We start from the raw sequence: 23,346 nt of genomic DNA on the forward strand, positions 1-23,346 counted from the left end.
GTCCCGAGAGGAGGCCTGCGAGGAGCTGGCAGCGACCATCGCGTCCACCGTGGCTCGCCTTCGCCGGTGAGACGGGAGCGTCGGTGATGTTCGGCAGGCCATTGTTTCGCGGACAGCGGAACCTGGCGTCAGATGCCTGGGGCCTGCACGTCGAGATGTGCCAGTACTGCTCGCGCAGCTTCCAGCTCATGGCTGAGCTCGTCGATTCTCTTCTGGGCAGCCGCCCTCGCAGACTCGATCACCGCGTCGACTGCCGTGATCGCGGCGTCGTCACCGAGCATGCGCATCGCTCGCGCCACCCGATCCGAGGTGACCTCGGCGGGCTTCCCCTGCCTCTTGCTGCCGTGCGACAACGACACCGTCCAGGCGTTCTCGCTCACCGACGTGATCGTGACACTGACCGCCGCGGTGGAAGTCTTGGCGCGCCGCGGCGATTTTGACGGAGCGGCTTTCTGTTCCACTGGTTGTGGGGTGACAGGCTCCGGTGCCGGCGTCGACGGCGTCGCAACGATTCTCGATGGCCTCGTTGCAACTGGTGGTGTGGGCGTCGCCTTCACTGGACGCTGACGCGCCGGAGTCGTGGAACGTGCTGGTACCCGAGTCTTCTGCAGTTCATCCGCCTCGAACGGCAATTGGTCGTTGACACCTTTCGGGCTGACCGTCACCGTTGTCCCGTCGACGGACACCACGCGCGCCGAGGCGCCGGCAGCGAGATCCAGTGACGGCATCGGGTCGCGGAGGTAGACAGTGACCCGCTTGCCTGCGGCAAGCGCCGCGGACAGCGATTCCAAGTCGTCGGCAGTCAATCCGGTCTTCGTACGCGAGTTCACGCCAACTATGTTCGCACATGCGTGCGAATAAGGCACGGGCCGGCGCAGTACCGACCAGTTGTCGACTGAGGCGTACGTCTCTGTCACGGGAGGAGCATTGCAAGGACCAGTACCGCTCCCCTTTCCGTGCATTGGTTTACCCGAGAGCTGCCCGACGCGGTTCTAGACGCGAATGTGCCGGATTCCCACTGAGACCCGTCGCAGCTGGTACCGGACACGATTCAGACGTGGGCGCACGAGTTCGAGGCCGGCATCTGAAGCTATGTGCTCCACGACCTCATCGACAGAACGCTCGTCGGTGGGAATGTGGGTGGCAAAGCGATCATCGCGAAGAGCTGTGACGCACCGGTCGGTCTGCTGCATCGCCCAGGTTTCGTCGACGCCAACGGCACGGCCGAGCGCATATGCAATCCGTGCCCGTAGGCGATCGTGGATCACATCGACAGAAGCCGTCAGGGAGAAGTGCCGGACGTCGATTCCCCGGCGTGCCAGCCCTCCGGTGATCTCGTCAAAGTAGTCGAGGTTGACCACAGTCATCGGACGATCACGGGATGTTCGGCTGCGAGCTCGGCCTGGGACAGTGTCTCTGTGATTCCGGACCGCCACTGAGGCAGGTCTTGAAAGTCTCCACGCTGTTCAGGTGGAAGCATCTTGTGCATGGCGAAACCGAGGAGCTCGGGGTCGGCTACGTGTGAATCCCGCAGACGCCGATGGAGCTCATGAGCGGTCTGCGTCTTGCCCACGCCGAAGGCACCGTTGATCCAAATCAGCACAGGGCAAAACTACCAACGGTCGTGTTGGTCCATGCGGCACACGATTCGAAAGTGCTCGACTTGTGGTCGGTGCCGAAGCTAAGGCGCGGCGGCCGCGTCAGGCTCAAGTGAGCTCTCGATGCCCGAGCGAAGTTCGTCCGAATCGGTGTGACCATGTGACGAGATGGCGTGTTCCACAGCGGCTTTGAGCACCTCCTCTCGTTCACCGGCAATCGTCAGCGTGCAGTTGTTCTCGCTCGGTTGATTGCGGCAATCCACTACGTAGCGCATGATGGGCGGGCCTCCTAGACTGTTGTGACCGCGTCTCGAAGCGTCGTCGGGAAGCGGTGATCAGGGCCCCTTCAAGTGAACGCCGCGTGCGCCGATAAGACAACCTCGCCGTCGTCGGAGGCCCCGGCCGGTGGGCTGCCTTCGCCGCCTTGCGGTTCGTTTATCTGCTGGTCCATTCGCCACCATTGACGACGAATGTCTGTGCGGTGATCTGTCGCGCATTGGGTGATGCCAGCAACTCGACCATGCCGGCGATGTCGTCGGGAGCTCCGGCTCTCTTGGTGATCGCGGCGTCGATCAGGCCGGCCTTTCTGTCATCGATGAGTGCATCTCGGAAGAACTCGGTTTCGGCGATGTAACCGGGTGCCACGGCGTTCGCGGTGATGCCGCGAGGTCCGAGTTGACGTGCGAGGTCCACATTCCACGCGGCTACGGCGGCTTTCGCCGCTCCGTGCTTGCAGTCGTCTGGTCAGGAGCGCTATGGGTGTGGCACTCAAGGTGATATGGCCGGCTGCTCCTTGATGGGTTGGAGTGCCTTTGTACCTGCTACTCGGTTGGGCGATGTTGCCGGTGGTGGTAGTTGGCTGCCAGCATCCTGCACCACCGCGCTCCCCACTACCTCAGAACGTCACCGTGCGAGTTGTGGGTGATCACTGCACAGTCGCAGGCGCCAGGCTGTTGCCGGCGGGGATGGTCGCACAGTTGCTGTGAGTCGGTAGTCCGCTGAACCGTTCGGTGAGGTATGGCAATGCTTGGGCCTCGAATGGCGGGAACGCCTCTTGATGGGTCAGTCCGTTGTACTGCGCGTAGGTGACGTCGACGCCGCGACGGCAGTACTCGTGGGCAAGGGCCTGAACATCGCCGGTGACCATGACGGTGTCGCCGATGGCGTTGGCATGGCCGACCGCCAGGAACATCGGGGCCTCGGGTGTGCCCTGGCTGCCCATGATGTTGTCGTTGATGGCGTCCACCACCTGCGGCACGTCGAGCAAAGACGTGTACGGCGCCTTGACCATGTCGGCATCGGTCAAACCGGGGTAATCCGAGGCGAACTCAGCGATACACAGCGAGCTCACGGCCTCGGTGACCTGCTGGCCCTCCGCGGACAGGAACGTGCTGGTGTCGATGTCGTAGGTGCGCTGGTAGGCGACGACGAGTGCCGGGATGACGCCTGCCCACTGCGCACTTCCGCTGACGTACGGGAGATTGTGAGCGAGGTCGACTGGTAGCCCGCCGGCCGCTACACCGACGATGTTCAGTTCGGGTGCGTACTCCGGCGCGATCTCCGCACCCCACTGTGTCGGAACCGAACCGCCCGAGTAGCCGAGCAGCCCCACCGGGGTCGATGACGGCACCGAAAGGAAGGTTTCGGCGGCGCGGATCCCGTCGAGCGCCGCGTAGCCGGACTGCCGGCCAATGGTCCATTCGAGTTGCTCACCCTCGTAATCGGGCGCGACCACGGTGTATCCGGCAGCGAGATAGCCTGCGATCACTACCTGTTCGGCCTCGGCGATGGTGCTGGTGGAACCACCACTCAGAACGTACGAAGGATCGCACTGGGATCCGAGGGCGTCATACGCCATGTGGTACGAGATGAGCTTGGTGGGTCCGGGCACCAGAGGACGCAGGACTGTGGCAACAGTGACAGCGCCTGCACCGAATTGATCGGTAGTGCGATAGAGCACCTGGGTGCCGGTGATGGGCGTTGTGATGGTGGGTGTTTGGAAGGTCATCGGCCGGGTCCGCAGGATTGCGCCGGGTGCGATGTCGGTCAGCGACCCGTCGTACGAGTAGAACGGATCTGCCGACGGCAGTGGCGACCCGGGACCGGGTTCAGCTTGTGCGGCAGGCGCCGAAGCCACAATCAAGGTGGCGAGGAAAAGAACAAATGCGGAGACGACGCGCAGGGCGATGGCCCGACCAGCAATTGGCATGGTGTCATTTAAGCACCGACCCAGCATTCGTGGGCGCCCGTACATGTCGGGCGGATTGAAAATTTGGGTGCAAGCTGCCGACCGGCTCAGAAATACCCGTTGTTGGGCAGTTCGGTGTTGTTGGCGTAATGGTCGCCGATGGTCCGGGCCTTGTAATTTGTCGGATTATGGGACGCGAGAGTCCGGATGTTTCGCCAATGGCGGTCGAGATTGAACTCCTGCTTGGTTGCCGAAGCGCCGCCCACATCGAACAGCTTTGCAGCCGAACGAATGCCGAGCTCGTCGACCACGACTCCAACGCACCCTTTCGCTCTGCGCGACGGCTTCCGTGATCTGTCCTTGACCTCGAGTGCGGTTGAGGTTTTAGAGTTGTCACCCATGACCGCTGCGACGATGTGGACACTTGAGGACCTGCCCGGCCAGGCACTTGGCCTCATGCATCTCTCCGACGACGGGTGGGGCGATGACGACCGCGATCCCGCTGGGCTGATCGTGGCCGCAATCGACGCCGGGGTGACGATGATGGACACCGCGGAGATGTATGGAAACGAGCAGATTGTTGGGCGAGCGCTGGGCGTCAACCGTGACCGAGTGACTCTGTGCAGCAAGTTCGGCGTCTACTGGGGCTCATCGGGTCGTTCGGATGACTGGAGCATTCGCGCCGACCCGGCAACGGTTCGGACCGCGATCGAGGGATCTCTGCAACGACTCGACGTCGACCACCTCGACCTTTACTACCTCCATCACCGCAGCGACGACACGCCAATCGAAGAGACCGTCGGAGCAATGGCCGAACTTCGTGACGCGGGGAAGATCAGGGCTCTGGGGCTGTCCAACGTCACCGTAGACGACATCCGACGCGCACACGCGGTGCATCCCATTGCCGCAGTGCAGCAACAATGGTCGCTGACGCACCGCGACGTCGAATCGTTCATCCCCACGCTCGTCGAACTCGGAATCGCTCTCGTCGCGCACTCGCCGCTGGGCCACGGCAGCCTCACGAACTCAAGAGACGATGCACTGGCGAGAGCCCTCTGTGAGATCGCGTCCTCCGCAGAGGCCACGCCCGCTCAGATCGCTCTGGCCTGGGTCCACCACCGGGGTCGACTCAGCGGGGCGACGGTCATTCCCCTGCCGGGAACCACCAGCGTTGGTCACCTTCGCGCCAACGTTGCCGCTGCACGACTCGAACTCGGCGAAACCGACTTGGAGAGTCTCGAGAACGCGGTCGCGTCCTGAAGACCTGGAAATATCCCCCGCTGACGCGACCGCCCGCGTCTGTATTGCCCAGTGTTTTTTGTTAATCATCTTTTGATTGTCGAGCAATGCCAGCGCGTGAGAAGCGATTGCCGCAAGGATGAACCGGAAAACAAAACAGATAACCCGGAAAATTACAATATCTCCGTCAAGCCTGTATTAGATTCGAAATCGCAGCCGTGCGAAAGTGCGCACCTTCGTCCGAAGCCTGGCCTTTCGGACGTTAGGGGTTTGAGGTGGTTCGAAAGCGACGTCTGATCATGGCTGCGCTCACCCTCACCGCTGCCGTGGTTGTGAATGCGACCTGGGCGGGCGCGCAAGCCGCCCCACTGATCAGTGCCGTGCCCGTGCCGCACCGGATCGTCGTATCCGGCTCCGTGCCCGGGCTGGTCGAGGCCGGGTTGTCGCAATCGCTGCTCGACGAGGCCAACAACCCATCGACGCTGCTCCTGGTGAAACACGTCTATACGAACAGCTCTTTGCCGGACGGCACACCGACCTTTCACTACCGCAGTTCCACTGAAGTGGCCCGCGCGCTGAGGTCCGGCGAGGTCCCCGATTCGATGCACTGGCTCCTACTGGATCTGGAGGGATCGTCGTTGACGCCGGAATACGAGCAACGAGATCCGATTGCCGCATTACGTCACGCAACAAATGTCGCCCATCAGTACGGCAAGAGCGTGATCTTCGCGCCGGCGATTGATCTGATGAACGTGCTCGAACCAGGGCTGACCGGGGATGCGCTCTATCAAGAATTCATCGACCGATTGATCACACCGGGTGCCGCGATCGCCGACGGCTTCGAAATCCAGGCGCAGCGCACAGAGGCGACCGAGTATGCGACCTCGTTCGTCAGCGCCGCTGTGAAGGCTGCGTACGCCGTCAACCCGCCCGGTGCGCCGGTTCTGGCAGGCGTCAGCACCAACCCAAACGGTCGACGGGTCACGGCGGACGACATGCTCACGGTCTATGACGCCGCAATGGACGCCGGTGCCACCGGATACTGGCTCAATATCCCCGGCGGGGGCGAGGAATGCCCGAACTGCGGAGAACCTCAGTACCGGGTTGCGGTCGAGTTCCTCGAAAAGATCTCGTCGGGAGGTGGCTCGTCGGGTTCGTCGGGTGGAGGTTCCTCGGGTGGTGGTTCATCCGGTTCGTCTGGCGGTGGATCTTCGGGTGGTGGTTCATAGAATCCGTCAGTATCAGCCCTACGTTATGCGGGTGACAGTTTCAGTGGTGGCACCGTATTCGAACAGCGGCTGATGTGGTCGACCGCCTCGGCGAGGGCTTCTGAACTCCAGAAGTCGTAGGCGTGCCGACCCTGATCCGCTCCTGCAGGTCCTCGATCGTCAGGGCCTGGATGTCGAAGTGATGGATCGCTATCGGATCCGCGCCATTTCTGGTGGTGTCCACTTCATCGACGCCGGCGATGGTACCGAGGAGATAACCGACACTCCCCCCGGCCCGGTTGGTCCGGACGTCGCTACCCCAGGTGCTGAGGTTCGCTCCACGAGATCGATCAACAGTGAGGCGCCCTGAAAACGGAGGCCGACCACGTCGATGTGCCCACCAGCATCTGCGTCGCTGCCCGGCGTCGCGGCCAGACTGCACAGCATGGTGCACGCAGATACTGCGGCGGTCAGCCCGGCCGGTGATGTTGTCGACCCCAAGGCGATCTCGAGCCGTGTGGCCGCCAGGACATCATCGGGGAGCAGAAGTGGTTGCGGTACCGGGTCGGATCTACCGATCGCCCGCGTCATCAACGCGCCGGACAGATTGGTGTGTGGTGCCGGCGTGGGTCAGGTTCGCGCCGTCCAGGTTGGCGCTTGTGAGGATGGCACCGTCAAGGGTGGTGCCGGTCAGATCGGCGCCGGAGAGGTTGGCGCCGGTGAAGTCAGTGTGGCTCAGGTTGGCCCAGGTGAGATCGGCATTCGTGAGGTTGGCGCCGCGAAGGTCGGCGGCGGTGAGGTTGGCATTGGTGAAATCTGTTCCATCGCAGACCGATTCGCTCATCGCCGCGCCGGTGAGGTCGATACCGGGCAGATACGCTCGGTAGAAGTCGACGTCGGTGAGGTCGGCGTCTGCCAGGCTGGCCCGCACCAGATTGACGGCGGACAGATCTGCGCCGATCAGGGACGTGCCGGACAGATTGACTCCGTCGAGCTCAATCGGCTGGCCACGATGGTTTTCTCGCCACGAATTCCAGCGGCGGGGATGCCCATCGGCGAGCAACCCGATCGGGATGTACGTCATTTCAGGAAACCTCGTACGCGGGAGGCCTGTGGCGTCCCATGTGGCTCAATTATCGCCGCCCTCGACGGCAGATCTGCGGTGCTTGTTCCAGAACGATTTGGCAGGTATGCGGCTGTGGTCGAGGAGGACATCGTCACCGGTGATGAGTACCAGCACGTCGGCCACCGGTGCGCCGAGAACCAGCCGGCATCACCGGAAACGCGCACGCCGTCGAAGGAGAGACCGGGCGCGATGCCGATCCCGGCCGTGATGGTGCCGTCGGCGAGTTGCGGGAGGAGGGCGGACTTGGTCTCATCGGCGTCACTTCGGGCGATGATGGGTGACCCGATCACGGTCGGCAGGATGGGCCGCGGGGCGATTGCGCGTCCCAACTCGGCGACTACCACGACGAGCTCGGGGATCCCGCAGCCGGACCCGCCGTACTCCTCGGGGAGATGGAGTCCGAGCCAGCCGACCTCGGCCATCTCGCGCCAAAACCTCGGGAGTCGATCCTCGGGCGCGTCGAGTAGTGCCTGGGATTCGGCTCGGAGTTTGCGCCCGTTCGTGAAATCTTCTACCACCGAAGACAACTCGATGTGTTCGGTGGTCGGGGCAATACTCATCTCGGCTCCCGCATTCGGTCCGTCAAGCTCGTCTGTGTTCGTCGGTCAGCCTGATTGCACCATCTGCGGACGTTCAAGACATACGGACTTGTGCAGAGTCAGGGTCCATCACGGCTGATGACGGAGGAGCTGCCTGACCCGAGCGGCCTCGCGAGTGAGATGGTCGCGTTCGGGAACGTTGGTGGCGCTGTGGGATGCCTGGGTGTAGAGATCGGCCGCCTGGGGGAGATCGCCGGCTCGCTCATGGAGGTAGGCCGCCGCCGCGCTACGGCGGGGAAGATCGGGGTCGAGACCTGACAGGGCCGCCAGTCCGGCCTGTGGTCCGTCGGCCTCACCCACCGCCACAGCGCGGTTGAGGCGGATCACTGGGCTGTCGGTGATGAGCAGCAGTTCGTCGTACCACTCCACGATCTGGACCCAGTCGGTCTCGGTGGTACTGCGGGCATCCGCGTGGAGGGCGGCAATGGCAGCCTGTGCCTGGTATTCACCCAGCCGATCCCGGATCAGCGCGGCCTGAAGAATGGCGACACCCTCTGCGATCAGGACTGTGTCCCACCGTGATCGGTCTTGCTTCGCGAGCGGGACCAGCTGACCGCCCGGGCCGGTCCGAGACTCGCGTCGGGCGTGATGCAACAGCATCAGTGCGAGTAGCCCGGCGGCCTCCGGTTCGTCGGTCAGGGTGATGAGTTGACGGGTGAGGCGGATCGCCTCGGCTGCGAGATCGACTTCTCCGCCATATCCCTCGTTGAAGACAAGATAGAGGACCCGCAGGACGGTGCCGAGGTCGCCGGGCCGGTCGAGCGGCAGGCCGGCAATCTTCTTCTTGGCGCGGCTGATTCGCTGCGCCATGGTCGCCTCGGGTATGAGATGCGCCGTTGCGATCTGCCGAGTGGTCAAACCACCCACAGCGCGCAGTGTCAACGCGACCGCCGATGGCGGCGACAACGTGGGATGCGCGCACAGGAAGTAGAGGTGCAGTGTGTCGTCGATAGCGGGTGCCGGCCCGGGTCGGGGTTCGACCTCCACCGCGAGTTCTCTCCCCCGCCGCGACGTCTCGGAGCGAATCGAGTCGAGGAATCTGCGCCACGCGACCGACACGAGCCATCCTTTCGGATCGCGGGGTGGATCGTCGGGCCAGATTTCCAGGGCTCGGATCAGGGCTTCTTGCACGGCGTCCTCGGCCGACGCGAAATCTGCTCCGCGACGGACGAGGACACCGATCACCGCGGGCACGAGTTCCCGCAGCAGAGACTCGTTCACTCGGTCACTGTGGGTGGCTCGGTGAGGAATGGCCGAACCTCCAGCCACTCGTGAATGGGCTTGCCGCCGGCACCGGGTGCTGCCGACAGCTCCCCCGCCAGTTCCACCGCGCGATCCCAGGACTCGACGTCGATGATCATCCACCCGGCGATGAGGTCCTTGGTCTCCGCGAAGGGGCCGTCGGTCACCGGTGGGCGGCCTTCACCGTCGTACCGCACGAACGTCCCTTCTGGCGCGAGGGCTTGACCGTCGACGAATTCGCCTGTGCCCTCTAGTCGATCCGCAAAATCGCGCATGAACTGTATGTGCGCGTCCACTTCGTCCGGCGTCCACTGGTCCATCGTGGTCCAACCGCCCACGGGGGCCGGACCGCCTCGGTAGTGCTTCAGCAGTAGGTATTTCATGGCGTTTCTCCTTCGTCATCGCGGCTTCTGGTGTCCGCTCTGACCCTGGGACGGAGCCACCACCTCGTTCTCGACATACCGATCTTCTTCGCCTGAGTTTTTTGGGCAAGTAGATGCTACCGATCGACGCGATCAGGTTTTCTCGATCCGGGGCCCTGCTGCCGGGATTCAGGTCGCGGCGCAGATGACAGCTGGTGAAGGTCAGATCGAGGATCAATTCGGCGGCGGCCCCCACCGGCGGTGGTGGCGTGTGTCGTCGAGCTTCTCAACGTCTCATTGTGCTCCGACCGCATCGTGACGATTGTCGACATCTTCGGCCTCCCCGTGGAAGTACCGATTCCCGAGTCGGTTGCGGAAGCTGAACGCCGGGTTGCAGGTGCCACCCGTGTTCTCGAAGTCGACGACAGATTCAAAGCGGCACAACGCAACAAATCACTGGCCCGGAGGGTTGCCTACGCGCTGGCGGTGACACCTGACCGGACGGATCCATACGCTGTGACCAATTCCCAGGACCGAACGGAACCCGTATGTCCGCACAGCCGACCAGGCCCGTCAGGTACACGCACTGTATTCGGACAGCGGTTCGGTGACCGACTACCAGGATTTCGAGGGCCACGGGCATTCGCTGACCATCGAAGACGGCTGGGAAGAGATAGCCGAAGCAACCCTGGCCTGGCTCGACGACCGCGACTCATAGCCACGCGCGATGGGTGCGTGCCCTCCTGCTCGATGAGCGAATTGCGGTGCGCCACTGTTTTTTCTCGCTACCATGGCGCTTTCGGAAGAATGGGAGTACGAGATGCCGGAGCTCACCGGACGGGTGGCCCTCGTCACCGGGGCGACGAGTGGAATCGGAAAGGCCATCGCCGCCAGGCTCGCGGCCGATGGCGCGTTTGTGATCGTGTCAGGCCGCGACCCCGATCGTGGCCATGCGGTGGTCGAGGCGATCGCATCCGCCGGTGGACAAGCCGAGTTCATCAAAGCGGATCTGGCCGACGCCGAATCGGCCATCGCGCTGGCCGGCGAGGCCCTTGCGGTGAAAGGGCATGTCGATGTTCTCGTCAACAACGCCGGCATCGCGGTCTACGGATCGACACCCGAGGGCACACAGTACGATTTCGACGCGCTGTATGCGGTCAATGTCAAAGCGCCGTATTTCCTTGTCGGTCAGATCGTTCCGTCCATGATCGAACGTGGGTCCGGTGTGGTCGTCAACGTGAGCACGATGGTCGCGAGCTTCGGGAGTTCATCGACGGGCATCTATGGTTCCAGCAAAGCGGCGCTGAACCAGCTGACCAGGGACTGGGCGGTCGAATTCGGTCCCAGCGGTGTGCGGGTCAACACGGTTGCCCCCGGTCCGACACGGACGGAGGGAACCGAACGAGTTCTTGGTCCCCTCCTCGACAAGATTGCCGCGAAATCACCCCTGGGTCGTCCCGCCACGACCGCCGAAGTCGCAGCGGTCGTGGCGTTTCTGGCAGGCGACGACGCGGCGATGGTTCATGGACAGCTCATCCACGTCGACGGCGGTCGCAGCGTTCTCTAGCCTCAGGCCTGGGTCGCGGTGGCGGCGGTCAGGATGGTCGCCGCGACCTCGCCGGGCCTGGACACCAGGGAGGCATGCGAGGCGTCGACTTCGGTGACGTGGCCCGCTGCTGCGCGGGATGCCATGAAGCGCTGCAGAGCCGGCGGAATCACCTGGTCCTGCTGGGAGACGAGGTACCAGCTGGGGACCTTCGCCCATGACGGGTCACCGGACGGTTCGAGGTTGGCCACCAGCGCAGCGGACTTCTGATGGGCGAACATGTCGGCGGCGGTGACGGCGTCGACATCTTGCGCGAAGATCTCATGGAAATACTGCTCCGCGATGTATCCGTCGACGTTGTATCCCCCGAGCCCGGTCTCGTCTTCGACAACCTTGAGTTGCAGGGCCGGCGGGAGCAGCCGGCTACCGGGATAGGTGATCGGGTTGAGGAGACCCTGGACGAACTCTCCGCGGGCGGGTGCGAACGCAGCGATGTACACGTTGGCGACCACGTCGGGATCATGGGTGTTGGTGATGACGGCGCCGCCGTAGGAGTGTCCGACGAGCACGATCGGTCCGCTGATGGTGGTGAGTTGTTTCTCGAGTTGGGCGGAATCATGGGCCGGTCCACGCAGCGGATTGTCGAACGTCTGAACCGGATAGCCTTCCGCGGTCAGAGTCGCGGCCACGTCCCGCCAGCCCGAGGAATCGGCGAACGCCCCGTGAACCAGGACAATCGTCGGTTTGGCTGAGGGCTGGGCATTGGCGGGAACCGCCGAGAAGCACAAGGCCGCGATGAACAGGGCGATCACCGCCACCACTCGAAAACGCGGCGCCGGCCGCGTGGGACTCATCTGGGCACTCGTGGACAGCATGATCGATCCCTCTCGTCGAGACTCGGATGGAGTCAACATAGAGGTGATCGCACCGGGTGAACTGAATGTGAGTGCACTTCCCTGTTCTCACAGCGCACCCGCGGCAGGGACGGTGACGTCAGTGCTCGCTCAGTACATAACCGTGCACACACCTTCAGATCCGCGTGCCGACGCGATCCTATGTTGTTCTCCGGCAGGACATCTGTCTTCGACGTCTGACTACTGCGAAGGACGAATCATGGCGACGTACACCGCTCTCGATGGCACGGAGATCTACTACAAGGACTGGGGTTCCGGCCGGCCGGTGATCCTGAGTCATGGATGGCCGCTGAGTTCGGACAGCTGGGAGGCCCAGCAGTTGTTCTTGGCGTCCAACGGGTACCGCGTCATAGCCCATGATCGGCGTGGGCATGGCCGTTCAAGCCAGACATGGGAGGGCAACGAAATGAACACCTATGCAGACGATCTCGCCGGGCTCATCGAGTTCCTCGACCTCCAGCAGATCACGCTGATCGGTTTCTCGACCGGTGGTGGCGAGGTGTCCCGTTTCGTCGGCCGTCGCGGAACGAGCAGAATCGCTCAGATCGTGCTCGTGTCGGCGGTGCCGCCGTTCATGCTCAAGACCGCGGACAACCCCGGGGGCGTGCCGGCCGAGGTGTTCGACGGGATCCGGGCCGCGTCGTTGGCCGATCGCTCGCAGACATATCGCGATCTGGCGGACGGACCGTTCTTCGGTAACAACCGCCCCGGCCAGAACCCGTCTCAAGGTATGCGTGACGCGTTCTGGCGCCAAGGACTTCAATCCGGCGCCCGCAATGCCTACGAGAGCATCGCCGCATTCTCGGCCACCGACTTCCGCGAGGACCTCGACACCTTCGATGTGCCGACCCTGGTCATCCACGGAGACGACGACCAGGTGGTCCCGTTCGAAGTCGGCGGCAAGGCGTCGGCCGAACGGATCAAGGATGCCGAACTCAAGGTCTATTCTGGTGCGCCGCACGGAATCACCGACACGCACAAATCGACTCTCAACAACGACCTGCTGGCCTTTCTGGATGCCTACGTCGCGCCGTGAACATTCCGTGCCCACTCGGGGCGCGGGATGAGGGGAATCGGCGTAGCGTGTTTCCAGTTGTCGGTTCACCGAGGTGGTGCCCGTGGTTTTCGGCAGTATCGAGCGGACGAGGTGACGCATGGCTGTCATGTTTCACTCTGCCCAGCTTTCCGCGCATGAGCGCGCGGATGCGCTGAAGTCGGTCTTCTTGGATCAGAGTTGGCCCCAGGACGTTGCGATCGGAAATCCGACGGCCACGGATGCCGTTCTCGAGGCCTCCGCGATCGGGCGGACAAGCGTCTTTCAGGCGCATATCACCGGAATCACGTTGAGCCGCACCTCAAAACAGATTCGGGCCAGTCCCTCGGACATGCTCGCGGTGGCCAGGCAGCGGCGGAGCGTAGGCCGGCACGATCAGTTCGGTGTTCAGCGTGAAGTGTGTCCCGGTGAACTGATGGTCATGGACATGAACGCGCCCTATTCGTTCGGCTGGGACGGCCCGGGTGCTTCGCAGGCCCTGTACGTCCCGATCGAGGAACTCGGACTCGCACATGAAGTGATCGCCAGGGCATCATCCCGGCTACCGGCGAGTCCGCTGTACGCATTGATCAGTTCGCATATCGCCGACCTCGCCGCCGCCGGAGACTCACTCACCAACACGCCGGCGGCCCGCGACGTCGACGGCGCCACGATCGACCTCGCCCGGGCTCTCCTCGCGTCGGCGTACAACGCGGATTACGCCCGCGGGATGATGGCCGAAGTCCTGCTGCCACGAATACGCGGGTACATCCGACAGCACCTGTCGGACACATCGCTGTCGCCTGACCGAATCGCGCGTGCCCACGACATCTCCACCCGGAAACTCTTCCGGCTCTGCGAAGATGCCGATTTCAGCCTCGAACAGTGGATCATCACCAGTCGCCTCGAAGGCAGCCGCGACGAACTCACGCGACCGGAGACGCAAGGCGTCCCGATTGCGACCATTGCCCGGCGCTGGGGATTCAGTAATCCGTCGTATTTCACGCGCCGCTTTCGGGAGATGTACGGCGTCACTCCCCGCGCATGGCGAGACATCGCGGCCCACGAGGACAGAAGCCGATGAGATCTTCGGCCCGACTGCCGACTGCGCCCCGTCCCGGGGTGGATCCCGCCCTCGTGATCACGGAAACACATCGCGGTCGCGGCCGTACCGCCGTCGACACGTGGGTCCTGGCCGACGGTTGTTGGCTCATGAATGTCCGATATCAGGCGCTGGCGGTGTCCTGCCCGCGCACCCGGCGCAGTGACCCGTCCGCTCGGCTGCTCACCCTCGCTGCCGTCGATCCCGGCGATTGGTCACTCCTGCGAGGTGGACGTCTTGCCGAGCGGCCCAGCGATGGTCGCACCCTTCTCGGTGTCGACCAGTCGACGGCTTTCGATTTCCGGGGGCACGGCGGCGGATCTGCGGTCGCCGTCCACATCATGCACGCCAGGCTGACGCTGTCCGTGGAGACCGTGCGCCGGGGTCTCGAGAATCTACATCCCGGTCTGCCGATGTATCCCCTTGTGCTGCATCATCTCCAGCACCTCGGCAACCTCACCACCACCAGCCCGCAGATGTTCGGCAACCTGGGTATGGTCACGATCGGTCTCGTCCGGTCCCTGTTGATCAGCTCGGCAGACGATGTTCGATCTGTCCGGGCAGCGGGCGATCTGGTCACCCGGATCGAGCGCTACATCGATGAGCACATCGACCACCACGATCTCGGCGCCGACACGATCTCCGCGGCGCACAACATCTCCGTTCGCCAGCTCTACAAGATCTGGCCGGCCGAACACGGCAGTCTCACCGGCCATATAGCGTCCCGGCGTCTCGGACAAGCCCGGACCTCGTTGCTGACTCACCAGCACCTGAGCATCGCCGCGATCGCCCAGAAGCACGGATTCACCCACGCCACACATTTCACCCAGCGATTCCGTGCGGCATACGGGGTCACGCCCTCGGGATGGCGGCGCCGTCACCAGGCAACCGTCGGTGTCGGCAAAGTCGGTGTCACCAAATAGGTGACCCTCTAGGGTGAACGGCGTGACGGCTTTGCGGCGCGTATGCGCGCCTGAGCGTGAACTGCGGCAAACGAGGGCCTGGGACCGACTCGACCTGCTCGCCGATGCGGCACTTGCGGCCATGATCGCACCGGCGGGTGCCGGCAAGAGCACAGCCATCCGATCCTGGTTGGGGTCACGGGGATTCGATCACATCCTGATCGAGATCGTGGCCCCAGGAGACATACGAACGGCCATCGACGTGCTGTCGCGGCCGGGCGGCGACTTGGTGGTGATCGACACCCAGACTCCCCTGCCCCGGGCGCACGAAATTCTCCGATCTCGCGCTCACCCGGGAACAGGTGACCGAACTCGTCCGGCGCGGCGCGCCGGAAACACCGGACGACGCGATCGAGTCTGTCCATGACCTGACAAGGGGCTGGCCCGCCTTGATCGCCCTGCTGCTCGACGTGCGGATGGCTCCCGAGACCGCGCGGTCCATGCACCTCCAAGGGCATCGCGATCGTACGGCCGCCGAGAGACCCCCGTCGTTCCAGCAGTGTCACTCGATTCCCCGCCTCCGAAAGCCACATCGTCGATGCCAATCCGGCCAATCCCCCACCGATGACCCCACAATGCGTGGGAGAAGAGCATCCTGCGCATGACTGAGCACACGCGTATCCCGATGCGCTTTCAGAACAGAACTGTGCACGCTGCACGCCGTTCCGCGGGCGTCCCGACCACTAAATTCTCTGAAATCGGGCATACGACCGACTCAGCGCCACGCTTGGTATCTGCGAGAAAGGACCACGCCATGACCAGTTCTGCAGCAACCCCGGACACGATCGTCCTGATCCATGGACTCTGGATGACCCCACGTAGTTGGGAAGGCTGGGTGACGCACTACCAGTCCCAGGGCTACACGGTGCTGACCCCGGGATATCCGGGATTCGAGATCGAGGTGGAAGCTCTACGTGAGAACCCGGAGATCATCGCCGATCTCACCGTGCCCGACACCGTGGATCACCTTGCGGCAGTGATCGAATCGGTTGCCACACCCCCAATCCTCATCGGTCACTCGTTTGGCGGCACCCTCACCCAGTTGTTGGTGGCCCGTGGCCTCGGTGCCGCGGCGGTGGTGGTGGACTCCGCGCCCACCGAAGGCGTTCGGGTGAACCCGCCGTCGCAGATCAAATCCCTGTTCCCGATCCTGAAGAATCCGGGGAATCGTCACAAGGCGGTCGGATTCTCTCCAGAAGAGTTCCACTACGCCTTCACCAACACACTGTCGGCAGAGGAATCGAAGAAGGTCTACGACCGATATCACATTGCTGCGCCTGGCAATTGGGTCTGGGCGTACGGTCTCATCGCGAACTTCAAACCGGGTCATCAGGAGACCTGGGTCGACTACAGCAAGGACGATCGTGCGCCGCTCCTGTTCATCGCCGGTGGCGCCGACCACATCATGCCCGCGTCGGTGAACAAGTCCAACGCGAAGCACTATCACAAGTCGGCGGCCGTGACTGATTTCCACGAGTTCGAGGGTCGATCACACTGGACGTGCGCCGAGCCCGGCTGGGAGGCAGTGGCCGACTACGCACTCGAATGGGCGCTCAAGAACGCGGCACCGCCAGCCGCCACCGCGTAAGCGCGGCGGGTGGATCACCGGCCGAGCGCGCGCACGAGCCGGACGAATCGCTTGTTGTCGGCGAGATCTTCGACCAGGACCGGCTTCTCGTCACCGTCGGCCAGTGGGATCGACCAATTGGAATACTGGCTTTCGTCGGTGCCGGGTTGATTCTGGATCCGGCGCTCACCCACCGCATCGACCAGTGCGACACCGAGGAGTATGGACGGACTGCGCGCGATGAGAGCGTGCAGTCCGTCGACCACGGCCTCGGTGTCGCCGTCGTCGGCGATCAGCCCCCGGTCGCGGGCCATCTGGATGATGGCGTCCCGATCGCGCGCATCGACCGCACGTTCGATCTCCTCGTCCTGTTCGAGCAGTCCGAGTTCTGCGCGTAGTCGAATATGTTCTCCTGCAAGGTATCCCGCGGTGGGGGGCAAGTCGTGGGTGTTGACCGACGTCAAACACAATCGCCGGTACGACTCGGGCGGAATCGGCGCGTAATCTCCGTGCTCGAACCACAGGATCGATGTCCCGAGAATGCCTCGAGCGCTGAGATAGTCCTGCACCATCGGTTCGAACACCCCGAGGTCTTCACCGATGACCACGGCTCCGGCGCGTTGCGCCTCGAGCACCAGGATCCCGATCAGGGCCTCGTGATCGAAGCGCACATAGGTACCGGATGCCGGTGATTCGCCGGCCGGAATCCACCAGAGCCGAAACAGGCCCAGGATGTGATCGATTCGCAGACCACCGGCGCGTCTCAGGATCGTCCGGAGCATGTCGCGGTACGGAAGGTAGCCCTCCTCGGCGAGGCGCCACGGATGCCATGGCGGCTGATTCCACAGCTGCCCTTGCTGATTGAAAGCATCCGGCGGCGCGCCCACCGAGACACCGGTGGTCAACGCATCACCGAGGGCCCAGGCGTCCGCACCACCCTGCTGCACCCCGACCGCCAGATCGTGGATGATGCCGATGTCCATACCTGCGTCGAGCGCAACCTGCTGGGCCGTGGCCAGCTGTTCGTCACAGATCCACTGCAGCCAGCTGTAGAACGCGATTCGGTCGGCGAGTTTGATCCGTAGATGGGCCACACCTTCGGGGTCGCGCAACGACTTTCGCCATTTCGGGCTGGCGGCACCGTACTTCTCGATCAGCGCGCACCACGTCGCGAACTCCAGCAGCCCCTGGCCCTCCTCGGCCAGATACTTGTCGAACCGGCCGCGGCGCCGCGGACTCAGCGGTACCCGGAAGACCGACTCGAGGATCTTCAGTTTTGCCCGATACACCGAGTTGCGCCGGATCCGGTGGGGATCGGTGTTCAGCTTCGCGAGCTTGGAGGCGAATGCCCGCATCTGGTGGTGCGCCTCATCGGCGAGCATCGACGCTTCCGGTATGTCCTCGATGTGGATGTAGATGGGATTCACAAAGCGTCTGGAGGTGGGCAGGTACGGCGACCTCTCCATCGGCGGCTGCGGCTCGGCTGCGTGCAGCGGATTGACCAGGACGTAGTCGGCGCCGTGGACCGAACCTGCGACATGGGCGATGTCGGCGAGATCTGACAGATCGCCGATCCCCCACGAACGCCGCGACCGCACCGAATAGAGCTGGGCCGCAAGCCCCCACCGCTGACCATCGGACAACCTGTCGGCCGTCGTCAGTCGCGCCGGCGTCACGACGAGGGTGCACTGCGCGATCGAGAGCCCCTCGGGGTCGTCGCCGAGGGCAGCGTGGAAGGTATGCCAGCCTGTCGGCAGCCCCGACGGAACGGCGAAGGTGGCGCGGCCGACGAGTTGTCCGTCGATCTCCTTCGGATCCACCCAGACATCGAGTTGAGGGGCCTCGATCCGGTCACCGTCTTCGGTCTCCACCCACACTCGTACCGCGTCGCCGTGTGGCACATGGACCGCGATGGTGGCCTCGGCGCCCTCGATGACCACCACAACCGGTGGGAGTGTGCGGCGCCACGGACCGACTTCAAGATCTGTCCCGGCCTGATCGACCTCCTCCGGCGACGAAGCCGGAACACCGAGTGCTGCGAGGATGTGTTGAAGGGTCTCGACCGAGACGTCGTGGGGTAACTTGTCCCACCCCTCGTAGGCCGTGGCGACTCCACAGCGTTCGGCGAGGTCTCTCAGCTGCTCGACGTAGCCCACGATCACGATGCTGCCAGGTTTCGGCAGGTCGCGCTGGCCGAGCAACTCACGGTTGGTTCGGTGTTCGCACATCCTTACGCAAAGGGTGATCTGCGGGTACCTGCACCAGGATGATGGACGTGCCGTCGGGATCGGCGATGTGCATCTCCACGAGTCCCCATGGTTCGGTGCGGGCCTCCCGGACGATCTGGACCCCGCGGCCCTCCAGCTCCGACTGGGTGGCCGCGATGTCGCGTACCTGAAGCCACAGCACGGACGTACTGGGCCCGGCGCCGGCGGCCATATGGGCGGCGACCTCGATCAGGGTGCTACCGCCGAAGAAGACCGTTCCTCCCGGATACTCCCGGGCGATGGCGAGTCCGAGCTGATCTCGATAGAACTCCAGCGTCGTGTCAGGGTCAGCGGGGCGCAGGATGATTCGGCCACTGAGAACGTCCATGTGTCTTGTCTACCGGACGAATCGGTCATCCCCGGGCAGGTTCGGAGATGGCGCGTGGGGGCATGAGGTAGACCGGTGGGATGGGCACACACCCCGAGTCGAGTCGGTTGACCGACCTCACGGTCGATCCGCTGCCGGTGCTGAGGATGCGTCGCAGCACCAAATGGTCGATCTTTCCCGACGACGTACTCCCGCTACCGATCGCCGAGACGGATTTCGCGCTGGCCGATCCGATCGCGGCGGCCCTCTCCGAAGCGATCGAGCGTTCCGATACCGGATACGCCTCACCGGTTCCCGATCTGGCCGAATCACTCTCGGAGTTCGCGGCGGCCCGGTGGAACTGGCAGATCGACCCGGGCCAGGTCACGTCAGTTCTGGATGTCGGGGTCGGGGTGGTCGAGCTCTTGCGCGTTCTGGCATCGGGTGGCGGCACTGTGGTCATCAGCCCGCCGGTGTACCCGCCCTTCTATCACTGGATCGACGAGGTCGGTGGCCAACTGCGGGAGGTCCCGTTGGTGCAGACCGGGCAAGGCTGGCGTCTGGATCTGCTGGCCCTGGAACGCGCGTTCGCCGACCGGCCGGCCGCGTACGTGTTGTGCAATCCGCACAACCCGGTGGGGCGCGTCCACGATCGGGAAGAGCTCGCCGCGCTTGTGCACCTGGCCACCCGCTACGGTGTCACGCTGGTGAGCGACGAGATCCACGCTCCGCTGATTCTCACCGGCGGCGAGTTCACGCCGATACTGACGATTCCCGGTGCCGCGGACGTCGCAGTCAGCCTTGTCTCGGCGAGTAAGGCGTGGAACCTGGCGGGCTTGAAGTGCGCGACGGTTGTCACGGGCAGTCGGCCGATGGCGGACCTGGTCGAACGATTTCCGGCGGATACCCGATGGCGGATCGGGCACTTCGGCGTCTTGGCCTCGGTTGCTGCCTATCGGGACGGTGATGTCTGGCTCGATCAACTGATCGGGACCCTCGATCGGCGTCGCGAACAGATCGACGGGTTCGTCCGTGCCACACCGGGCATCAGTTGGCATCTCCCCGAAGCCACCTACCTCGCGTGGCTCGACTGCTCGCGACTCGATCTCGACGACCCCCAGGCGCATTTCCTCGAGCACGGAAAAGTGGCGGTCGAATCCGGGTTGCGCTTCGGGGGCCCTGGGCAGCACCACGTTCGACTGAACTTCGGTACCAGTGAGGAGATCCTTGACGAGGCATTCCGTCGGCTGCGGAGCTGCCTGTAGGAGCGCGGCTCCTCGTCGGATCGCCGGGCAGGTGGTAAAGGTGGAGGTCGGAGTGCACGTGATGCAGAACCCTGTCCCTGCGCTCCGGTCGAAACCGGCCGGCACACACGTGCCGCTTGATGTGAGGAGTTCGACTGTGGGACAACCTATACCAGCCCCGGAGCCACCTCGGCCCGAGCCGGGTACCGAGCCGCCGACCCCGCCGACGCCGGCGCCGGAACCGCCGCTGCCCTCACCGGATCCGGTGCCCAGCCCACCGGGTCCGGACCCGGTGACCCCAACGCCCGAACCGAAGGTGATCTAGAGTCGCGACCTCGGTGCCGAATTGGTCGCCAGAGGAGCAATGGCGACCGGATCGGCGCCATAGATCAGCGGTACACCGTGAGCGCGCGAGGTTCGAGCTCCAGGACGATCGTGTCCACGGGATCCTCGACCTCGCCGTCATGTGCGGACAGGATGGGGCCGGAGTGCGAACGGACCTCGATGCGATCCGACTGGACCGAACCCAGCACCCGGCTACGTTCCACGGTGCCGAACAGGGATGCGATCACGGCCGTCGTGCGTCCGAATCGGCGGTCCGCCCGGAGGTACTGCAGGTCCAGGATGCCGTCGGCGAGATCAGACCGGGTGGCGGGATTCAGACCGCGCGGGAGGTAGGTCCCGTTGCCGACGAAGACGGCCCACACCGGATGCTCTTCACCGTTGATGTCGAGCCGGATCGGCTTGGCGCCCTTGAGTGTCCGGTACATCGAATACGCGGCCGCGGGCCACTTGCCGATCCGGTGTTCGAGGCGGTTTCGGAGTCGTACCATCCCCGGGTACACACCGAGGCCGGCGGTGTTGAGGAAGACCTTCCCATTGACCCGTCCGACGTCGACGGTTCCGGCGGAGCCCGAGACCACCGCGGCAACGGTATCCGCGAAGGCTTCGAGGTCGAGCGCACGAGCGAAGTGATTCAGCGTCCCCGATGGGAAGACCGCCAGCGGAATACCGCGGACCAGGGCCAACTCCGCGACGGTGGCCACTGTGCCGTCGCCGCCGGCCACCGCCAGGGCGCGGGCATCGGGGTCGATCTGATCAGCCAGCGGTTTGTCGAGATCCCAATGCACGATCCGGGCCAGCGGCAGAGCCTTGGCAATGGTGACCTCGGCTCCGCTCGAAGTACCCGAAAGGCCGTTGACCACCACGGTCAATCCCTCGCCGTCGGGTAGTGCGGGCGCTGTCCCAGGTCCCGTCCGGGCCGCGCCCGCCGGCACCGCCGGCCAGAGATGATGGCCGGCCAAGGCGACCCCGGCCCCGACCGCCACACCGGCAAGAACATCGCTCTTGTGATGGACGCCGAGGTAGACACGCGAATACGCAACCGCGGTGGCCAACGGTGCGAGTACGAACAGCGTCCGTGGGCGCTCCAATGCCGCGCCCACGGCGAAGGCAGCGGCCGACGCGCTGTGCCCGCTCGGAAACGACGATGTCCAGGGCATCCGGCGCAGTGGAGGCGGGAGCAGCGGATCCACCGGCGGACGCCCCCGGTCGAAGAGCGGCTTGAGCACCGCGTTCGACAGCAGACTTGCTCCTGCCAGGGAGCCGACGCCACGCAGACCCGCTCGGCGATAGCGTTTTCCGCTACCGGCGAGAACGCCCGCGACGGTGAACCAGAGTTTGCCGTGATTGGCCGACAAGGTCAGGTACCGCAGTGCGGGTTCGGCTCGACGCGGATCACGCACGACGGTTGATCTGCTGCTTTGCCTCACCAGTGCATTCTAGGTACCGCAATCGGTCCCGGTTGCGCCATCGCCCTTTCAGCTGTGGATGATGCAGGTGGTGGTGGCGTGGGCAAGCAGCTTGCCGGCCTCGTCGTAGACCTTGCCCTCGGCCGTTGCGGTCCGGCGGCCGACGTGGATCACGTTGCCGTGACCGATGATTCGACGTCCATCAGTGGGGACTGATCGGATGTAATTGACCTTGAGCTCCAGGGTTCCGTAGCCCACGCCGGGCGGAAGCGTGGTGTGGACTGCGCATCCCATCACAGAGTCGAGAAGTGTGGCGCACACACCCCCGTGGAGCGATCCGATGGGGTTGGTCATGTCTGGGCGCGACGCCAGACTGAATCGGACAGCGCCCTCTTCGAGGCTCTCGAGCTCCATCCCCAGCAACTGGCCGATGTTCGGGGGCTGGTCCGTCAGTGAGGCGAAGTGGCGAAGGACCTCGAGCCCGGTCATCTCCTCGATGAGCGGCGATGGCTTCGCCGACGCCACGGCTTCTGGCGGTCCGGATTGGGCAGTCATGGACATTCCCTCCTGGTAGGTTGGTAGACCAATTGGTCCATGTGGGCGAGCCTAGCATCCTCGTGGACCGACCGGTCTATTCAAAGGTGGCGAACATGCGAGACGAGACATCGACCGGCGATCCGATCCAGCAGTTCGACGGCACGTCAGGGCCGCGGGAGCGTCTGGTCAGCACGGCCATCGACCTGGTTCGGCGACGAGGAGTGTTCGCAACCAGCGTCGCGGACCTGCTCAAGCGCAGCGGGTCTGCACGAAACTCCATCTACCAGCATTTTCCTGACGGAAAATCTGAACTCATCGCCAGTGCCACCACGGCTGCCGGCGAACAGATGACGTCATTCATCGCTCATCTGACGGCCACGCGGACGCCGACCGAGGCCATCGATGGACTGATCAAATGGTGGAAGCGAGAACTTGTCGACTCGGAGTTCGCACTCGGCTGTCCGGTGGTCGCCGCGGCGATGTCTGCGCCGGACGAACCCGAGGTCGCGGCCACGGCCAACGTCGCGTTCGACAAGTGGCGGGAATTGCTGGCG

The 23,346-nt window shown here is 64.1% G+C and carries 26 protein-coding genes and 2 pseudogenes; 11 read left to right on the forward strand and 17 right to left on the reverse strand.

All coding sequences use genetic code 11. The annotated features are described in order from the left end of the window. Positions 1-128: 128 nt before the first annotated feature. The 5 genes from VIQ49_RS12600 to VIQ49_RS12620 form a co-directional block, all read right to left on the reverse strand. Complete coding sequence (locus VIQ49_RS12600) at positions 129-839, reverse strand: DUF6319 family protein (protein WP_331885069.1); 711 nt, start codon at positions 837-839, stop codon at positions 129-131. Between the two features lie 153 nt (positions 840-992). Beyond that, positions 993-1,367 carry a hypothetical protein gene (locus VIQ49_RS12605; RefSeq protein ID WP_331885024.1) on the reverse strand — a complete coding sequence of 125 codons (375 nt, stop codon included), beginning with the start codon at positions 1,365-1,367 and terminating at the stop codon, positions 993-995. After that, positions 1,364-1,603, reverse strand: coding sequence for a hypothetical protein (locus VIQ49_RS12610; protein WP_331885026.1), 240 nt, complete (start codon positions 1,601-1,603; stop codon positions 1,364-1,366). The genes VIQ49_RS12605 and VIQ49_RS12610 overlap by 4 nt, the downstream gene beginning before the upstream one ends. Positions 1,604-1,681: 78 nt before the next feature. Next, complete coding sequence (locus VIQ49_RS12615) at positions 1,682-1,873, reverse strand: DUF1059 domain-containing protein (protein WP_331885028.1); 192 nt, start codon at positions 1,871-1,873, stop codon at positions 1,682-1,684. Between the two features lie 160 nt (positions 1,874-2,033). Further along, positions 2,034-2,291, reverse strand: coding sequence for an SDR family oxidoreductase (locus VIQ49_RS12620; RefSeq protein WP_331885030.1), 258 nt, complete (start codon positions 2,289-2,291; stop codon positions 2,034-2,036). A 27-nt stretch (positions 2,292-2,318) separates the two neighbouring features. On the opposite strand from VIQ49_RS12620, the pseudogene VIQ49_RS12625 reads away from it, so the two are divergent. Beyond that, positions 2,319-2,392 (forward strand): annotated as a pseudogene (locus tag VIQ49_RS12625) (hemolysin III family protein); the annotation flags it as partial. A 131-nt stretch (positions 2,393-2,523) separates the two neighbouring features. On the opposite strand, the gene VIQ49_RS12630 reads toward VIQ49_RS12625, so the two are convergent. Together VIQ49_RS12630 and VIQ49_RS12635 are read right to left on the reverse strand one after the other, a co-directional pair. After that, complete coding sequence (locus VIQ49_RS12630) at positions 2,524-3,807, reverse strand: lipase family protein (RefSeq protein WP_331885032.1); 1,284 nt, start codon at positions 3,805-3,807, stop codon at positions 2,524-2,526. Between the two features lie 86 nt (positions 3,808-3,893). Next, the gene (locus VIQ49_RS12635) at positions 3,894-4,244 is read right to left on the reverse strand and encodes a hypothetical protein (protein ID WP_331885034.1); all 351 of its coding nucleotides are present in this window, start codon (positions 4,242-4,244) and stop codon (positions 3,894-3,896) included. Between VIQ49_RS12635 and VIQ49_RS12640 the strand changes: the two genes are divergently transcribed. Then, positions 4,186-5,046 (forward strand): aldo/keto reductase, encoded by an 861-nt coding sequence (locus VIQ49_RS12640; protein ID WP_331885036.1) that lies wholly within the window; start codon positions 4,186-4,188, stop codon positions 5,044-5,046. The two genes, VIQ49_RS12635 and VIQ49_RS12640, sit on opposite strands and share 59 nt — an antisense overlap. 278 nt (positions 5,047-5,324) lie before the next feature. Next, positions 5,325-6,254 carry a hypothetical protein gene (locus tag VIQ49_RS12645; RefSeq protein WP_331885038.1) on the forward strand — a complete coding sequence of 310 codons (930 nt, stop codon included), beginning with the start codon at positions 5,325-5,327 and terminating at the stop codon, positions 6,252-6,254. A gap of 550 nt (positions 6,255-6,804) precedes the next feature. On the opposite strand, the gene VIQ49_RS12650 is transcribed toward VIQ49_RS12645, so the two are convergent. From VIQ49_RS12650 to VIQ49_RS12665, 4 genes are all read right to left on the reverse strand, one after another. Beyond that, the gene (locus VIQ49_RS12650) at positions 6,805-7,317 is read right to left on the reverse strand and encodes a pentapeptide repeat-containing protein (protein WP_331885039.1); all 513 of its coding nucleotides are present in this window, start codon (positions 7,315-7,317) and stop codon (positions 6,805-6,807) included. Continuing rightward, positions 7,314-7,919, reverse strand: a complete 606-nt coding sequence (locus tag VIQ49_RS12655; RefSeq protein ID WP_331885041.1) for an acyl-CoA dehydrogenase family protein — start codon at positions 7,917-7,919, stop codon at positions 7,314-7,316. The genes VIQ49_RS12650 and VIQ49_RS12655 overlap by 4 nt, the downstream gene beginning before the upstream one ends. Before the next feature lie 108 nt (positions 7,920-8,027). Beyond that, positions 8,028-9,179 carry an RNA polymerase sigma factor gene (locus tag VIQ49_RS12660; RefSeq protein ID WP_331885043.1) on the reverse strand — a complete coding sequence of 384 codons (1,152 nt, stop codon included), beginning with the start codon at positions 9,177-9,179 and terminating at the stop codon, positions 8,028-8,030. Further along, positions 9,176-9,583: a YciI family protein gene (locus tag VIQ49_RS12665; RefSeq protein WP_331885045.1), complete on the reverse strand. Its 408-nt coding sequence runs from the start codon at positions 9,581-9,583 to the stop codon at positions 9,176-9,178. Before VIQ49_RS12665 ends, VIQ49_RS12660 begins: the two co-directional genes overlap by 4 nt. A gap of 769 nt (positions 9,584-10,352) precedes the next feature. Between VIQ49_RS12665 and VIQ49_RS12670 the strand changes: the two genes are divergently transcribed. Next, positions 10,353-11,129 (forward strand): SDR family oxidoreductase, encoded by a 777-nt coding sequence (locus VIQ49_RS12670; RefSeq protein ID WP_331885047.1) that lies wholly within the window; start codon positions 10,353-10,355, stop codon positions 11,127-11,129. Positions 11,130-11,131: 2 nt separating this feature from the next. Here VIQ49_RS12670 and VIQ49_RS12675 read toward each other — a convergent pair whose 3' ends face one another. After that, a complete protein-coding gene (locus VIQ49_RS12675; protein WP_331885049.1) occupies positions 11,132-11,983 on the reverse strand; it encodes an alpha/beta hydrolase in 852 nt (283 codons plus the stop codon). Between the two features lie 238 nt (positions 11,984-12,221). Here VIQ49_RS12675 and VIQ49_RS12680 point away from each other — a divergent pair, with 238 nt between their 5' ends. From VIQ49_RS12680 to VIQ49_RS12695, 4 genes are all read left to right on the forward strand, one after another. Further along, positions 12,222-13,058, forward strand: coding sequence for an alpha/beta hydrolase (locus tag VIQ49_RS12680; RefSeq protein WP_331885051.1), 837 nt, complete (start codon positions 12,222-12,224; stop codon positions 13,056-13,058). 118 nt (positions 13,059-13,176) lie between these two features. Continuing rightward, positions 13,177-14,139, forward strand: coding sequence for a helix-turn-helix domain-containing protein (locus VIQ49_RS12685; RefSeq protein WP_331885053.1), 963 nt, complete (start codon positions 13,177-13,179; stop codon positions 14,137-14,139). Beyond that, positions 14,136-15,080, forward strand: coding sequence for an AraC family transcriptional regulator (locus tag VIQ49_RS12690; RefSeq protein WP_331885055.1), 945 nt, complete (start codon positions 14,136-14,138; stop codon positions 15,078-15,080). Before VIQ49_RS12685 ends, VIQ49_RS12690 begins: the two co-directional genes overlap by 4 nt. Before the next feature lie 22 nt (positions 15,081-15,102). After that, positions 15,103-15,486, forward strand: coding sequence for a hypothetical protein (locus tag VIQ49_RS12695; protein WP_331885073.1), 384 nt, complete (start codon positions 15,103-15,105; stop codon positions 15,484-15,486). Between the two features lie 82 nt (positions 15,487-15,568). Here VIQ49_RS12695 and VIQ49_RS12700 read toward each other — a convergent pair. Next, positions 15,569-15,685 (reverse strand): annotated as a pseudogene (locus tag VIQ49_RS12700) (NAD(P)-binding protein); the annotation flags it as partial. Between the two features lie 188 nt (positions 15,686-15,873). Here VIQ49_RS12700 and VIQ49_RS12705 point away from each other — a divergent pair. Next, entirely contained in the window at positions 15,874-16,707 is an 834-nt protein-coding gene (locus VIQ49_RS12705) for an alpha/beta hydrolase (protein ID WP_331885057.1), read from the forward strand. A 14-nt stretch (positions 16,708-16,721) separates the two neighbouring features. Here the strand turns inward: VIQ49_RS12705 and malQ are convergent, their stop codons facing one another. Together malQ and VIQ49_RS12715 are read right to left on the reverse strand one after the other, a co-directional pair. Next, on the reverse strand, positions 16,722-18,842 hold the full coding sequence (gene malQ, locus VIQ49_RS12710; RefSeq protein WP_331885071.1) for a 4-alpha-glucanotransferase: 2,121 nt from the start codon (positions 18,840-18,842) through the stop codon (positions 16,722-16,724). A gap of 46 nt (positions 18,843-18,888) precedes the next feature. Continuing rightward, positions 18,889-19,281, reverse strand: a complete 393-nt coding sequence (locus VIQ49_RS12715) for a VOC family protein (RefSeq protein WP_331885059.1) — start codon at positions 19,279-19,281, stop codon at positions 18,889-18,891. 80 nt (positions 19,282-19,361) lie between these two features. Here VIQ49_RS12715 and VIQ49_RS12720 point away from each other — a divergent pair, with 80 nt between their 5' ends. Next, positions 19,362-20,525, forward strand: coding sequence for a MalY/PatB family protein (locus VIQ49_RS12720; RefSeq protein WP_331885061.1), 1,164 nt, complete (start codon positions 19,362-19,364; stop codon positions 20,523-20,525). Between the two features lie 368 nt (positions 20,526-20,893). Here the strand turns inward: VIQ49_RS12720 and VIQ49_RS12725 are convergent, their stop codons facing one another. Together VIQ49_RS12725 and VIQ49_RS12730 are read right to left on the reverse strand one after the other, a co-directional pair. Then, positions 20,894-22,276, reverse strand: a complete 1,383-nt coding sequence (locus tag VIQ49_RS12725) for a bifunctional phosphatase PAP2/diacylglycerol kinase family protein (protein WP_331885063.1) — start codon at positions 22,274-22,276, stop codon at positions 20,894-20,896. 48 nt (positions 22,277-22,324) lie between these two features. Then, the gene (locus VIQ49_RS12730; RefSeq protein WP_331885065.1) at positions 22,325-22,810 is read right to left on the reverse strand and encodes a PaaI family thioesterase; all 486 of its coding nucleotides are present in this window, start codon (positions 22,808-22,810) and stop codon (positions 22,325-22,327) included. A gap of 95 nt (positions 22,811-22,905) precedes the next feature. Between VIQ49_RS12730 and VIQ49_RS12735 the strand changes: the two genes are divergently transcribed. Then, positions 22,906-23,346 (forward strand): TetR/AcrR family transcriptional regulator (locus VIQ49_RS12735; protein ID WP_331885067.1); only part of this gene is annotated, 441 nt, incomplete at its 3' end.

Source organism: Williamsia sp. (genome assembly GCF_036566845.1).
In the GTDB taxonomy this organism is placed as follows: domain Bacteria; phylum Actinomycetota; class Actinomycetes; order Mycobacteriales; family Mycobacteriaceae; genus Williamsia.

Bases quoted from the DNA above. Each gene is read 5' to 3' on its own strand.
- VIQ49_RS12605 (WP_331885024.1), bottom strand. From the start codon at position 1,367: ATGACTGTGGTCAACCTCGACTACTTTGACGAGATCACCGGAGGGCTG.
- VIQ49_RS12615 (WP_331885028.1), bottom strand. From the start codon at position 1,873: ATGCGCTACGTAGTGGATTGCCGCAATCAACCGAGCGAGAACAACTGC.
- VIQ49_RS12630 (WP_331885032.1), bottom strand. From the start codon at position 3,807: ATGCCAATTGCTGGTCGGGCCATCGCCCTGCGCGTCGTCTCCGCATTT.
- VIQ49_RS12640 (WP_331885036.1), top strand. From the start codon at position 4,186: ATGACCGCTGCGACGATGTGGACACTTGAGGACCTGCCCGGCCAGGCA.
- VIQ49_RS12635 (WP_331885034.1), bottom strand. From the start codon at position 4,244: ATGAGGCCAAGTGCCTGGCCGGGCAGGTCCTCAAGTGTCCACATCGTC.
- VIQ49_RS12645 (WP_331885038.1), top strand. From the start codon at position 5,325: ATGGCTGCGCTCACCCTCACCGCTGCCGTGGTTGTGAATGCGACCTGG.
- VIQ49_RS12650 (WP_331885039.1), bottom strand. From the start codon at position 7,317: ATGACGTACATCCCGATCGGGTTGCTCGCCGATGGGCATCCCCGCCGC.
- VIQ49_RS12655 (WP_331885041.1), bottom strand. From the start codon at position 7,919: ATGAGTATTGCCCCGACCACCGAACACATCGAGTTGTCTTCGGTGGTA.
- VIQ49_RS12665 (WP_331885045.1), bottom strand. From the start codon at position 9,583: ATGAAATACCTACTGCTGAAGCACTACCGAGGCGGTCCGGCCCCCGTG.
- VIQ49_RS12670 (WP_331885047.1), top strand. From the start codon at position 10,353: ATGGCGCTTTCGGAAGAATGGGAGTACGAGATGCCGGAGCTCACCGGA.
- VIQ49_RS12675 (WP_331885049.1), bottom strand. From the start codon at position 11,983: ATGCTGTCCACGAGTGCCCAGATGAGTCCCACGCGGCCGGCGCCGCGT.
- VIQ49_RS12680 (WP_331885051.1), top strand. From the start codon at position 12,222: ATGGCGACGTACACCGCTCTCGATGGCACGGAGATCTACTACAAGGAC.
- VIQ49_RS12685 (WP_331885053.1), top strand. From the start codon at position 13,177: ATGGCTGTCATGTTTCACTCTGCCCAGCTTTCCGCGCATGAGCGCGCG.
- VIQ49_RS12690 (WP_331885055.1), top strand. From the start codon at position 14,136: ATGAGATCTTCGGCCCGACTGCCGACTGCGCCCCGTCCCGGGGTGGAT.
- VIQ49_RS12705 (WP_331885057.1), top strand. From the start codon at position 15,874: ATGACCAGTTCTGCAGCAACCCCGGACACGATCGTCCTGATCCATGGA.
- VIQ49_RS12715 (WP_331885059.1), bottom strand. From the start codon at position 19,281: ATGGACGTTCTCAGTGGCCGAATCATCCTGCGCCCCGCTGACCCTGAC.
- VIQ49_RS12720 (WP_331885061.1), top strand. From the start codon at position 19,362: ATGGGCACACACCCCGAGTCGAGTCGGTTGACCGACCTCACGGTCGAT.
- VIQ49_RS12730 (WP_331885065.1), bottom strand. From the start codon at position 22,810: ATGACTGCCCAATCCGGACCGCCAGAAGCCGTGGCGTCGGCGAAGCCA.